This is a genomic window from Sphingomonas sp. CCH9-E2 (genome assembly GCF_001557215.1).
Lineage (GTDB): Bacteria > Pseudomonadota > Alphaproteobacteria > Sphingomonadales > Sphingomonadaceae > Sphingomonas.
The window spans coordinates 1-12,565 of sequence record NZ_LSJM01000145.1 but is presented as its reverse complement, the minus strand read 5'-3'; the positions used below and the strand labels follow the sequence as shown (position 1 = coordinate 12,565).

The 12,565-nt window shown below is 67.3% G+C and carries 15 protein-coding genes; 12 read left to right on the top strand and 3 right to left on the bottom strand.

Features of this window, described 5'->3' with window-relative positions:
• Nucleotides 1-56 precede the first annotated feature (56 nt).
• A complete protein-coding gene (locus AX681_RS07830) occupies nucleotides 57-332 on the bottom strand; it encodes a hypothetical protein (protein ID WP_066663611.1) in 276 nt (91 codons plus the stop codon).
• 231 nt (nucleotides 333-563) lie between these two features.
• Between AX681_RS07830 and AX681_RS07825 the strand changes: the two genes are divergently transcribed.
• Both AX681_RS07825 and AX681_RS07820 read left to right on the top strand, forming a co-directional pair.
• The gene (locus tag AX681_RS07825) at nucleotides 564-2,057 is read left to right on the top strand and encodes a DUF1800 domain-containing protein (RefSeq protein ID WP_066682010.1); all 1,494 of its coding nucleotides are present in this window, start codon (nucleotides 564-566) and stop codon (nucleotides 2,055-2,057) included.
• 4 nt (nucleotides 2,058-2,061) lie between these two features.
• Nucleotides 2,062-3,216 (top strand): DUF1501 domain-containing protein, encoded by a 1,155-nt coding sequence (locus tag AX681_RS07820; RefSeq protein ID WP_066659106.1) that lies wholly within the window; start codon nucleotides 2,062-2,064, stop codon nucleotides 3,214-3,216.
• A 142-nt stretch (nucleotides 3,217-3,358) separates the two neighbouring features.
• Here AX681_RS07820 and AX681_RS07815 read toward each other — a convergent pair whose 3' ends face one another.
• Nucleotides 3,359-4,168: a class I SAM-dependent methyltransferase gene (locus tag AX681_RS07815; protein ID WP_066659097.1), complete on the bottom strand. Its 810-nt coding sequence runs from the start codon at nucleotides 4,166-4,168 to the stop codon at nucleotides 3,359-3,361.
• Nucleotides 4,169-4,245: 77 nt separating this feature from the next.
• Between AX681_RS07815 and AX681_RS07810 the strand changes: the two genes are divergently transcribed.
• The 10 genes from AX681_RS07810 (at nucleotide 4,246) to tatC (ending at nucleotide 12,302) form a co-directional block, all read left to right on the top strand.
• Entirely contained in the window at nucleotides 4,246-4,827 is a 582-nt protein-coding gene (locus AX681_RS07810) for a hypothetical protein (protein ID WP_066659096.1), read from the top strand.
• Nucleotides 4,828-4,906: 79 nt separating this feature from the next.
• Nucleotides 4,907-5,824, top strand: a complete 918-nt coding sequence (gene rarD, locus AX681_RS07805; RefSeq protein WP_197421872.1) for an EamA family transporter RarD — start codon at nucleotides 4,907-4,909, stop codon at nucleotides 5,822-5,824.
• 56 nt (nucleotides 5,825-5,880) lie between these two features.
• Entirely contained in the window at nucleotides 5,881-7,608 is a 1,728-nt protein-coding gene (gene argS, locus AX681_RS07800) for an arginine--tRNA ligase (RefSeq protein WP_066659094.1), read from the top strand.
• Entirely contained in the window at nucleotides 7,609-8,319 is a 711-nt protein-coding gene (locus AX681_RS07795) for an SPOR domain-containing protein (protein ID WP_066659092.1), read from the top strand.
• Nucleotides 8,320-8,414: 95 nt separating this feature from the next.
• Entirely contained in the window at nucleotides 8,415-9,416 is a 1,002-nt protein-coding gene (gene nagZ / locus AX681_RS07790; protein WP_066659090.1) for a beta-N-acetylhexosaminidase, read from the top strand.
• Nucleotides 9,413-10,144 carry a segregation and condensation protein A gene (locus tag AX681_RS07785; RefSeq protein WP_066659089.1) on the top strand — a complete coding sequence of 244 codons (732 nt, stop codon included), beginning with the start codon at nucleotides 9,413-9,415 and terminating at the stop codon, nucleotides 10,142-10,144. The genes nagZ and AX681_RS07785 overlap by 4 nt, the downstream gene beginning before the upstream one ends.
• 17 nt (nucleotides 10,145-10,161) lie before the next feature.
• Entirely contained in the window at nucleotides 10,162-10,743 is a 582-nt protein-coding gene (scpB, locus tag AX681_RS07780; protein WP_066659102.1) for an SMC-Scp complex subunit ScpB, read from the top strand.
• 28 nt (nucleotides 10,744-10,771) lie between these two features.
• Nucleotides 10,772-11,032: a twin-arginine translocase TatA/TatE family subunit gene (locus AX681_RS07775; RefSeq protein ID WP_066659087.1), complete on the top strand. Its 261-nt coding sequence runs from the start codon at nucleotides 10,772-10,774 to the stop codon at nucleotides 11,030-11,032.
• A gap of 47 nt (nucleotides 11,033-11,079) precedes the next feature.
• Nucleotides 11,080-11,520: a Sec-independent protein translocase protein TatB gene (gene tatB, locus AX681_RS07770; RefSeq protein ID WP_066659085.1), complete on the top strand. Its 441-nt coding sequence runs from the start codon at nucleotides 11,080-11,082 to the stop codon at nucleotides 11,518-11,520.
• A complete protein-coding gene (tatC, locus tag AX681_RS07765; protein WP_066659083.1) occupies nucleotides 11,517-12,302 on the top strand; it encodes a twin-arginine translocase subunit TatC in 786 nt (261 codons plus the stop codon). Before tatB ends, tatC begins: the two co-directional genes overlap by 4 nt.
• 13 nt (nucleotides 12,303-12,315) lie before the next feature.
• Here tatC and AX681_RS07760 read toward each other — a convergent pair whose 3' ends face one another.
• Nucleotides 12,316-12,450, bottom strand: coding sequence for an entericidin A/B family lipoprotein (locus AX681_RS07760; RefSeq protein ID WP_066659081.1), 135 nt, complete (start codon nucleotides 12,448-12,450; stop codon nucleotides 12,316-12,318).
• Nucleotides 12,451-12,565 lie beyond the last annotated feature (115 nt).

Below are 12,565 nucleotides of genomic sequence, written 5' to 3'. Positions count from 1 at the left end.
GCCTTCGGCGGCGGTCCCCCTCCCCTGAGCTTGCTCAGGGGAGGAATTGGACGGTGTTAGCGCGACGCCGTCTCGACGGTCTGCGCGAGCGGCTTGGCGATGCGGAACGACACCGGGGTGCCGCCGACGCGGCCGGTGACCTGCTTGCCGCGGACGACCAGTGTGTAGGCCGAACCGCCGGGGAATGCCTTGCCCTCGAGCACGGTGGCGTCGCCATCCTGCTTGCTGGTGTAGACATAGGTCACGCCGTCACGCTTGAAAGTACGCTCGCCGGCATAGGCGGCGACCGGCAGGCTGAGGAGGACGGCGGCGCTGATGAAGGTCTTGATCACGATCTTTCTCCCTTGAGACACTGAAGGGCCAGATCGGCATCCAATATTGTTTTGTTCTTGCGCCCATTGATATGTTGCGTCGCAGCAATGCCAAGCGCGAAGGATGCAAGAGCGATTGCGCGGGACGCATCAGGGACGGAATGAGCGACCTGTGCGACAAATTGCGCGGTCGGCACAGATTTGCGACAAAGCTGGCGTAGCGTTCGATGGTCACTCTTCGGGATATTGCCCATGTCGGATGCGAGCATCGCCCTTAACCGGTTCGGACTAGGCGGCAGGGCGGATGCGTCCGCACCGGCTGACCCGCGCCGCGCCTTGATCGACCAGATGGCGCGGTACGATGTGCGGCCCGGCGCGATTGCCGCGTTGCCGACGACGCCGGTAGTTGCGGCCCAGATATCCGATTATCTGGAAGAACTGCGGATGGCGCAACGTGAGCAGCGGCAGGAGCGGCGCGCGGGTGGCGATGTCGAATCCATGCGCGCACCGGCTGATGCGACCGGCGGTCCCGCGATGGCGGAGGCCGAAACTGCCGACGATCCGGTGCGCCGCGCGCGCCAGTTCGGACGGCAGCAGGGGCGCGACTTCTACATGACCGCAGTTGCCGCGCGCACGCAGGTCGCGGTGGCGAGCGACACGCCGTTCGTCGAGCGGCTGGTCCATTTCTGGTCGAATCATTTCGCGGTTTCGGCGGACAAGGTCACGATGATCGGCCTGGCCGGCGCATTCGAGTTCGATGCGATCCGGCCGCATGTGCTGGGCACGTTTCGCGCCATGCTGCACGCGGTGGAGCGGCATCCGGCGATGCTGCTGTATCTGGATCAGGCGCAGTCGGTCGGCCCGGGCAGCATGGCCGGGCAGCTGGCCGCGCGGCGCGGCGGGCCGCAGCGCGTCGGCCTCAACGAAAATCTGGCCCGCGAGATTCTGGAGCTGCACACGCTGGGCGTGCGCACTGGTTACACGCAGGCGGACGTGACCGAGTTTGCGCGCGCGATGACCGGGTGGAGCGTCGCGGGAATCACGCGCGGGCCGGCGGCGCGCTTTGCCGGGCTTGAGGGCAAGCCGGGGAGTTTCGTCTTTGCCGGGCGCATCCATGAGCCGGGGACGCGCACGATCCTGGGCAAAAGCTACTCCCAGCAGGGCGAGCGGCAGGCGGCGGCGGTGCTCGACGATCTTGCGGTGCATCCGGCGACGGCGAAGCATATCGCGACCAAGCTGGCGCGGCATTTCGCGGGGGACGAACCGCCCGCGTCGCTCGTGGGCAAGCTGGAGGCGGCGTTCCTCAAATCGGGCGGCGACCTGCCGACGCTGTATCGCGTGCTGATCGAGGCACCCGAGGCGTGGGTAGCGCAGCCGGTCAAGTTTCGCACGCCGTGGGAATGGTCGATCGCCGCGATGCGCGCGCTCGGCACGCGCGAAATTCCGGGTGAGGCCGTGCTGGGGCTGATGAACCAGCTCGGCCAGCCGGTGTGGCGGCCGGGATCGCCCGCGGGGTTCGACGATATCGCGGCGAGCTGGGCCGGGCCGGATGCGGTGATGCGGCGGGTCGAGGCGGCGGAGCGGATGGCGGCGCGGACCCGCGATACGATCGATGCGCGGGCGCGGGCGGCGGTGCTGTTCCCCGGCGCGCTGAGTGCGACGACGGAACAGGCCATCGCGCGCGCCGAAAGCGCGTCTCAGGGCGTCGCGCTGATGCTCGTCGCTCCCGAATTCATGCGGAGATAATGTGATGATCAACCGCCGCAAACTTGTCCTGACCGGCGCTGCGGGTGCGCTGTCGCTGGGGTTCGCGCCACGCCTGTCCTTTGCGCAGGCGGCGAGTGACCGCCGCTTCGTCTTCATCATCCAGCGTGGGGCAGCCGATGGGCTTGGCACGCTCGCGCCGGTGGGCGATCCGGCCTTTGCCGCGCAGCGCGGGGTGCTGGCGCAGGATTTCGCCGATGCGGCCAAGCTGGACGCGATGTTCGCGCTGCATCCCAACCTCAAGAATGTCGCGCAGATATATGCGGCGAAGGAGGCGCTGTTCGTCCATGCAGTCGCTTCGCCCTATCGCGACCGGTCGCATTTCGATGCGCAGAATGTGCTCGAGACGGGTGGTGTGGCGGCCTATCAGCTCAAGGACGGGTGGATGAACCGCCTGCTGTCCGTGCTCCCCGATGACGCGCGCAAGGGCATCGCGATTGCCGCGACGATCCCGATGGCGTTGCGCGGCAAGGTGGAGGTCGCGTCCTATGCGCCATCGGTCCTGCCCGATGCGTCGGACGATCTGCTCGGGCGGGTGGCGATGCTCTATGCCGAAGATCCGCAGCTGCACGCGATCTGGGAACAGGCGACGGCGACGCGGACGCTGACCGGCGATCTGGCCGCGAACAACGGGCGCAATGCGGCGGCGACGGGTGCGCTCGCCGCGCGGCTGCTGGCGGCGGACAATGGCGCGCGGATCGCGATGATCGAGACCGGCGGCTGGGACACCCATGCCGGGCAGCGCGGACGGCTGGGCGCGCAGCTCAATGGCCTCGACCAGATGATCGCGGCGCTCAAGACCGGCCTTGGGCCGCTCTGGGACAAGACGATGGTGCTGGTCGCGACCGAATTCGGGCGGACGGTGAAGGTCAATGGCACGCAGGGCACCGATCACGGCACCGGATCGGTCGCATGGCTGCTGGGCGGTGCGGTGCAGGGCGGGCGCGTCGTCGCCGACTGGCCGGGGCTGAGCGATGCGGCGTTGTATGAGGGCCGCGACCTGCGCCCGACGGCGGGGCTGGACGCGGTGATCGGCAGCGCGGCGGCAGCGCATTTCGGGGTCGATCCGGCGCGCGCGATGCCGGCGCTGTTCCCGGGGCAAAAAAGCGCGCGGGCGATGGATGGGTTGGTGCGGGTTTGACGCCGCTATCGTCACCCCGCGAAAGCGGGGGGCCATCTCCCGCTGGATCGGCGCATCGCACCGGCGCGCCAGGAGGACAGTCCGGGAGATGGGCCCCCGCTTTCGCGGGGGTGACGGAGGGTGTGTAGTCGATGCTGACGCTCTACTTCGCCTTGCGCGCCATACCCACCAGCGCCGTGGAGGTGATCCCCTCCGGCGGCAGGTCGGCGGCGAGTGCGGCGGCTTCTTTGGCGAAGGCGGCGCGCTGAGCGTCGTCGAGCAGTTGCCAGACGGGCGACCAGCCATAGGCCAGCTTGGCGTGTTCGCGGAACCAGTCGGCCGGCGGAGCGGGCCAGCTGTAGCTGACGCGGTGGACCGCTTCGGGTCGTAATCCGGCTTCGATGAAGGCCGCTTCGAGCAGTTCGGGTGTGTTGAACAGCCGTGCCATCGGCAGCGGCACCGGCTGGTCGGGGAAGATGCGCTGGGCTGCTTGCGCGAAGAGCTGAGCGGGACCGGCACCGCCTGCGTTTTCCCATACCGACACGATGGCGGAGCCATCAGGGCGGAGCACGCGTGCCATTTCGGCGAAGCCCGCCGCAGGATCGGGGAACATGAACACGCCGAAGATCGAGAAGGCGGCGTCGAAGCTCCGTGCGGGGAAGTCGAGCCGCTGGCCGTCCATCACCAGTGCCCGCTGGCCGGGCGTGATCTCTGCAGCGCGGGCCTGCGCAATCTCGACCATGCCGGGTGAGAAATCGATGCCAAGCGCGTCGGCGCCGTCGCGCAGCGCCGCCACGAGCAGCGCGCCAGCGCCGGTTGCGACGTCCAGGACGCGCGCGCCTTTGGGCAGCGCGGCAAGCTCCCACGCGGTTTGCGCGTAGCGGCCGGTCATGCGGTCGGCCTCGGCGGCATAGTTGGTGGAAACCGAATCCCAGTGCGCGGGATCGTGGATGGCGGGGGCTTTGACGGGCATGGCCGCTGCATAATGATACAATGTCACATTCGTCAAGCGACTTGCACCCACGGCTGTTTCGCAGCACGCGTGTATCGATGGGCTATATCTCGCTGTTTCTGCTGGCGTTGGGGGTCAATTTGTTGCCCGCTTTCGGGCCGCCGACCTGGTCGATCATCGTGCTGTACGGGATCAATGGCGATCAGCCGCTGTGGGCGCTGGTGCTGATCGGCGCGGCGGGGGCGGCGCTCGGGCGGTTGATGCTGGCGGTCGGGGCGCGGCATTTCGGAATGTGGCTGCCGCAGCGGATGCAGCGCAACATCGCTGCGGCGCGGATCGCGGTGGCGCGACGCAAGCATAACGTGCTGATCCTGCTGGCGCTGTTCGTCATCTCGCCGCTGCCGTCGGCGCAATTGTTCATGGCGGTTGGGCTGGCGCGGGTGCCGCTGCTCGGCTTTACCGCAGCCTTCTTCACCGGGCGGCTGTTCACCTATGCCTTTTACGGCTGGACCGCGCGCAAGGTGCGGGAGAGCGATATCGGTGAGGTGATGTTCGCCAATCTGACGAGCCCCTGGGGCATTGCGCTGCAGGTGGTGATGCTGGGCGTGCTGGTGGCGCTGGTGAGCATCGATTGGGCGCGGTGGCTGAAGGTCGATCACGACGACGTGCCCCAGCACTGAAGCACGCGCGCCTCCGCCGAAACGAAAACTTTCAGACACTTGCCTTTCCGCAGCGCAGCAAAGCGCCTATCTCCCGAGCATGGCCCGGTCCGATCCGCCCCCAGCGCCCGAGCGCCTCGACCGCGCCGGGCTGGTGCAGGGGCTGGGTGCTTATGGCATCTGGGGCGTGCTGCCGCTGTTCTTCTTTGCCCTGAAGGGCGTTGGCGCGGGCGAAGTGGTTGCCGGGCGCGTCTTGTGGTCGCTGGGGCTGCTCGCGATCGTCATTCTGGCATTGGGCCGCACCTCGGCGATCGTGGCGGCGCTACGCAATCGCCGCGCGATGCTATTCTTGAGCGCGAGCGCGGCGCTGATCTCGCTCAACTGGCTGGTCTATATCTGGGCGGTGCATCACGGGCATGTGCTGGAGGGGAGCCTCGGCTATTTCCTCAACCCGCTGGTCAATGTGCTGCTGGGCGTCGTGCTGCTGCGCGAGAAGCTCGGGCGGGCGCAGACGGTGGCGGTTGCGTTGGCGGGGATCGGGGTCGCGGTGCTGGCGCTGGGCGCGGGGCAGGGCATCTGGATCAGCCTTACCTTGGCATTCTCGTTCGGCTTCTACGGGCTGGTGCGCAAGGTTGCGCCGGTCGGGGCGCTGGAAGGGCTGACGTTGGAGACCGCGATCCTTGCGCCGTTCGGCTTGGCCTATCTCTACTGGCTGTCGACGCATGGCGGGCTTGAGTTCGGCAATGAGGCGCTGGCGACGACGTTGCTGGTCCTGTCGGGCGTGGTGACGGCGGTGCCGTTGCTGCTGTTCGCGGGAGCGGCGCGGCGGCTGCCCTATTCGACTTTGGGGCTGCTGCAATATCTCGCCCCGACAATGCAGTTCGTGCTGGCAATCACCTATTTCGGGGAGCGGGTGACGACCGCGCACCTCATCTGTTTCGCGCTGATCTGGACGGGCCTGGCGATCTATGCCGCCGACGGACTGCTCGCCGCGCGCCGCCGCCGCGTCACCGCGTGACGAACGCCCCCGGGTGCGCTAGAGCGCCCGGCTTCGGAAAACCATTGGACCCGCACATGACGCTCTACACCCGTTTTGCCGCCCATCTCGACGCCGCGCTGGATGCCCTGGTCGCATCCGGCGATCTGCCGACGGGGCTGGAGCGACGCGCGGTGACGGTGGAGCCGCCGCGTGACGTGACGCATGGCGACCTGGCCACCAACGCCGCGATGGTGCTGGCCAAGCCGGCAGGGACCAATCCGCGCGCGCTGGCCGAGAAGATCGCGGTCGAGCTGGAGAAGCTCGACGAAGTGTCGGCGGTGTCGGTCGCCGGGCCGGGCTTCATCAATATGAGCCTGACCGATGCGACGTGGCGCGGCGAACTGGCCGCAATCACGCAGGTGGGCGATGCCTATGGCCGGTCGCAGGGCGGCGCGGGCGTTACGGTGAATATCGAATATGTCTCCGCCAACCCGACGGGGCCGATGCATATGGGCCATTGCCGCGGCGCGGTGGTGGGCGACGCGCTTGCCAGCCTGCTCGAAGCGGTCGGGCACCAGGTGATCCGCGAATATTATGTCAACGACGCGGGCGGGCAGGTCGATGTCCTCGCCCGGTCGGCGCACCTGCGGTACCGCGAGGCGCTGGGCGAGACGATCGAGATCCCCGAAGGCCTGTATCCGGGCGAGTATCTGAAGCCAGTCGGCGAGCGGCTGGCGCGCGAGCATGGCGACGCATTTGTCGGCAAGGACGAGAGCGCGTGGCTGGCGCTGTTCCGCAAGGAGGCGGTTGCCGACATGCTGGTGATGATCCGCAGCGACCTCGCGCTGCTCGGCATCCATCACGACCTGTTCTCGTCCGAGGCCGAGCTGCAGGCGGCGGGCAAGCCGGAGGAGGCCGAGGCGTGGCTGCGGGCCAACGACCTGGTCTATGACGGCGTGCTCGAAGCGCCCAAGGGCGAGCTGCCCGATGACTGGGAACCGGTCGAGCTGCCGTTGTTCCGTTCGACCAAATTCGGCGACGATCAGGACCGCCCGATCAAGAAGTCGAACGGCGCCTGGACCTATTTCGGCGCGGACATGGCCTATCATTTCCAGAAGGCGCAATCGGCCGACCAGCTGATCGACATCTGGGGCGCGGACCATGCCGGGACGGTCAAGCGGATCACCGCCGCCGTCGCCGCGCTGACCGGCGGCAAGACGCGGTTCGACGTCAAGCTCGTCCAGATGGTGCGCCTGCTCCGCGCGGGCGAGCCGGTGAAGATGTCCAAGCGGTCGGGCAATTTCGTCACGCTGGCGGATGTGGTGCAGGAAGTGGGCAAGGACGTGGTCCGCTTCACCATGCTGACCCGCAAGGCCGATGCGCAGATGGATTTCGACTTCGCCAAGGTGGTCGAGGCGTCGAAGGACAATCCGGTTTTCTATGTCCAATATGCCCATGCGCGGGTCGCTTCGCTGCATCGGCGGGCCGACGATGCCGGGCTGGACCTGTCGGGCAATGCCGATCTGTCCCTGCTTGATACACGCGAACTGGCGCTGGTGAAGCTCGCCGCGCAATATCCGCGCGTGGTCGAGGGGGCGGCGGCGGCGCGTGAGCCGCACCGAATCGCCTTTTATCTCTATGACTTGGCCGCCGAGTTCCACGCCTGGTGGAATATGGGCAATGACGATCCGTCGCGCCGTTTCATCCTGCCCGACAATGTGCCGCTGACCCGCGCACGGCTTTTCCTTGCCGACGCAATCGGGCAGGTTATTCGTAACGGTCTCAACATCATGGGGGTCGAGGCGGTTCAGGAGCTGAGCTGAATGAACGCGGGCGAGGATTATAATGACGACCGGCTGCCGTGGCTGGAGACGGTCGAGGATGATTATCGCGAGGGACCGTCGGTCCTGCGCATCATCCTGCTGGCGCTGGTCGGGCTGGCGATTATCGCCGCGGCGGCCTTTGGCTGGTGGTGGTATCAGCGCACGGTGACGGGGGAAGGCACCGGCGCGCTGATCAACGCACAGGAAGGCGATTACAAGGTCAAGCCGGACGAACCCGGCGGCATGAAGGTCGAGGGCGAGGGCGACACCGTGTTCGCCGCGAGCGAAGGCGCGACCACCAACGGGTCGGTCGATGTCTCAGCGGTGCCGGAGACGCCGGTGGACGGCAAGGCTGCGCCCAAGGCGAGCCCGACCCCGGTCAAGGGCGCGAGCCGCGTCGTCGCGCCGATCCCGACAGGTGCCGTGCCCAAGGCCGCCGCGCCGACCCAGGCAGCGCCAGGGCCGTCAGCGGGCAGCGCGACGATCCAGCTCGGCTCCTTCCCGAGCGAAGCGGAGGCCAACGCCGCCTGGGCGCGGCTGTCGAAGCGCTTTTCCTACCTTGCGCCGTTGGGCAAGGGGATCGCCAAGGCGGACGTGGGCGGCAAGACCTTCTACCGCCTGCGCGTCAACGCGGGGAGCAACGGGCAGGCGCGGGAGCTGTGCGGCAAGCTGAAGGCCGCGGGCGAGGCGTGTTTCCTGGCGGCGGGGTGACGCAGCCTGTCGCGCTGCGCTTGTCGAAGCGCCGTTCTTCTCCCTAGAAGAGCAGGACTGCCCTTCGACAAGCTCAGGGCGAACGGAGGTTTGTTCTGAAGCCCGTCATTTTTGGCCTGTCCGGCCCTGTCCTTACCGCCGACGAAGCTGCGTTCTTCCGCGACGCCGATCCGCTCGGTTACATCCTGTTCGGGCGCAACTGCGTCGATCGGGCGCAGATGCGTGCGCTGACCGATAGCTTGCGCGACCTGTCCGGGCGCGACGATCTGCCGATCCTGATCGATCAGGAGGGCGGGCGCGTCGCGCGGATGCAGCCGCCGGAATGGCCGGCCTTTCCCGCCGGACCTGCCTTCGATGCTTTGTATGAGCTAGCTCCGTCTTCGGCGATCGAGGCGGCGCGGGCGAACGGGCAGGCGCTGGCGCTGATGCTGGCCGAGGTTGGGGTGACGGTGAACTGCGCGCCGCTGCTCGACGTGCGCATGCCCGAGACGACCCCGGCGGTGGGCGGGCGGACGTTCGGGAGCGAGCCGATGCAGGTCGCGGCACTGGGACGCGCGATGCTCGACGGGATGGCGAAGGGCGGCGTGGTCGGCGTGGTCAAGCATATGCCCGGCCATGGCCGCGGCGTGGTCGACAGCCATTACGAACTGCCGGTGGTCGATGCGGACGATGCGGCGCTGGAGCGCGATATCGAACCGTTCCGGACGCTCAAGGACGCGCCGATGGGGATGACCTGCCACGTCGTGTTCAAGGCATGGGATGCGGAGAACCCCGCGACGCTGTCCCCGACCGTAATCCGCGATGTGATCCGCGGGCGGATCGGCTTCGACGGGCTGCTGATGACCGACGATATCGACATGAAGGCGCTGACCGGCACGGCGGGCGAGAAGGCAGCGCAGGCGATCGCGGCGGGGTGCGACGTCGCGCTCGATTGCTGGGCGCGGATGGGCGAGATGGAGGAGATTGTCGGGCGGCTGAGCGATGCACCGCCGGCGACGCTGGCGCGGCTGGAGCGCGCGATGGCGAGCGTGCGACCCGAGCCGGGCGCGATCGACGATCTGATCGCCAAACGGGAGGCGTTGCTGGCGCTGGCATGACCGATCCCGCGCCCCTCACCATCGATATCGACGGCTGGGAAGGGCCGCTCGACCTGTTGCTGGCGCTGGCGCGGAGCCAGAAGGTCGATTTGCGGCAACTGTCGATCCTGCAGCTGGTCGATCAGTATCTGCGCTATGTGAACGAGGCGCGCGAGCTGAAGCTGGAGCTGGCCGCCGACTATCTCGTGATGGCGGCGTGGCTGGCCTATCTCAAATCGGCGCTGTTGCTGCCGCGCGACCCGGAGATCGAGCCGAGCCCGGAAGAGATGGCACTGCGACTGCAGTTGCGGCTGGAGCGGCTGAGCGCGATGCGCGAGGCGGGCGCGCGGCTGGTGGCGCGCGACCGGCTGGGGCGTGATGTCTTCCCGCGGGGCGCACCGGAGGGGCTGAAGACCGTGCGCAAATCGCGCAGGCAGGCGGAAATCTATGACCTGATCTCTGCCTATGGGCAGATCAGCGCGCGCACGCGGCCCGTAATGCATATCGTCGCCGTGCGCCCGGTGATGACGCTGGAGGAAGCGATCCACCGCGTGTCCGAGCTGATCGGGCAGCGGATCGAGTGGAGCACGATCGAGAGCTTCCTGCCCGAGGATGCCAGCGGGTCGTATCGCAAGTCGGCGCTGGCCAGCTCGTTCGTCGCGGCGCTGGAACTGGCGAAGCAGGGGCGGGTCGAGATCCGCCAAAAGTCCGCCTTTGCGCCGCTCTATCTCCGGGGGATCGAGGCGTGACGCCGCCCGACGAAACGATGCGCGCGGTGGAGGCGGTGCTGTTCGCGGCGGAGGCGCCGCTGACGCTGGCCGACCTGCGCGCCTATGTCGGGGACGAGGCGGATATCGCAGCCGCGCTGGCGGCGCTGACCGAACATTATGCCGGGCGCGGGATCGAGCTGGTCGAGCGTGGCGGGCGCTGGCATTTCCAGACTGCGCCGGACCTCGCCAATTTCCTGCGCCGCGACCGTGAGGACAGCCGCAAACTCAGTCGCGCTGGGATCGAGACGCTGGCGATCATCGCCTATCACGAGCCGGTGACGCGCGCCGAGATTGAGGCGATTCGCGGCGTGCAGATATCCAAGGGCACGCTCGACGTGCTGATGGAGGCGGGGTGGATCCGCCCGGCGGGGCGGCGCGAGGTGCCGGGACGCCCGCTGATGTATGCGACGACGCCCGAATTCCTCACCCATTTCGGGCTGGCGAGCCGCCGCGACCTGCCCGGGATCGACGATCTGCGCGCCGCCGGGCTGCTCGATCCGGTCGATCTGGCGTTTGAGGCGGCACATTCGGAAGGCTCTGGCCCGGAAGCGGTGGAAACCCCCGACGAAGACGACTAGATAGGCGCAGAATCAACGGAGAGTTCCGATGGGTAGCATGAGTCTGATGCACTGGCTGATCGTCGGTGTTCTCGTAATCCTTCTGTTCGGCGGCAGCCGCTTCTCGAACATGATGGGTGACGTCGCCAAGGGCATCAAGCAGTTCAAGAAGGGTATGGCCGACGACGACGATGCGGCGGCCGCCAAGCCCGCCGAGATCGAGGCGAAGCGCGTGGTCGATCCGCAGCCGCAGCCGCAGCCGCACGTCAATACGGCGGCCGAAGCGCGTCCGGCACAGGACGAACGCTGACTTTTCCGCCGCGGCCCGGTGCCGCGGCCTTGCGGACCGGCTGATCGATGCTCGATTTCAACGCGCCCGAATTTCTGGTGGTGGGCATCGTCGCCCTGCTGGTGATCGGGCCGAAGGATTTGCCAAAGGCGATGCGCTTTGTCGGCCAGTGGGTCGGCAAGGCGCGGCGCGTTGCGAACCAGTTCCGCAGCGGCTTCGACAATATGGTCCGCGAGGCGGAACTGGCCGAGCTGGAAAAGAAATGGGCCGAGGAAAATGCGCGGATCATGCGCGAGCATCCGCCCGAAAAGATGCTGCCGGCCCCTGTCTATGATCCCAACCCGCAGGGGGCGGCACCGGCGGTCCTGCCGGACGCAGCCGATGACCCGGCCCCGGTGATAGTCGAGCAGCCGGTATTCACGCCCGAAGTGGTCGAAGTGGCCGCCGAGGCTCCGGCGGCGCCGGCACGCAAGCCGCGCACACCGCGCAAGAAGAAGGCGGAGTCGTGAGCGATACCGACGAACTCGCCAATACCGAAGCGCCGCTGCTGGACCATCTGGTCGAATTGCGGCGGCGGCTGATCTACTGCGTCGTGGCGCTGGTGGTGACCTTTGCTGCGTGTTTCTACTTCGCCAAGCCGATTTTCGGCTTTCTGGTGCACCCGCTGGCGGCGGCGGGGCAGGATCGGCTGATCTTCACCCAGATTTTCGAGGCGTTCCTGGTCCAGATCAAGGTCGGGTTCTTCGGCGCGCTCATGCTGTCCTTCCCGATCATCGCCAACCAGCTGTGGCAGTTCGTCGCGCCGGGCCTGTACCGCAAGGAAAAGCGCGCGCTGCTGCCGTTCCTGCTGGCGACCCCAGTGCTGTTCTGCTCGGGGGCGGCGATGGCCTATTATTTCGCGATTCCGGTCGCGTTGAAATTCCTGCTCGGGCTGGAAGGCGATCTGGGCGGCGGGGTGAAGCAGGAAGCGTTGCCGGCGGTCGGCAATTATCTCGATTTCGTGATGCAGTTCATTTTCGCGTTCGGCATCTCGTTCCTGCTGCCGGTACTGCTGATGCTGCTCGAGCGCGCGGGGATCGTGACGTACGAGCAGCTCAAGGGCGCGTGGCGCTATGCGGTGGTGGCCGCGTTTGCGATCGCCGCGGTGCTGACCCCGCCGGACATCGGGTCTCAGCTGTTGCTCGCCGGACCGTTGTGCGGACTATATTTCCTGTCGCTGATCGCGATCAAGATCACGCGCAGAAGCCGTGAAAAGGAAGCGGCGGCCGAAGCCGCCGCAGGTGAGGGATAGGGAAAGCTTCGGCTTATTTGGCGTCTTCGGCGGTCTTTGCGACGGTGTCGCCGGCCGACTCGACGTCGCGACCCAGGCCTTCGACCGTGTTGCACGCCGACAGGGCGAGACCGCCCACCAGCATCGCCATCGTCAGAATCTTACGCATTACGCTTCTCCGCTTGTGCAACTGTGCGAGGGAGAAATGCCCGGCGGGCAACTTCGTTCCGCCTGTGGTTCCAGCTGATTAGCGAAGGCGCTGAGACGAATAAGGCCCGGAAGCG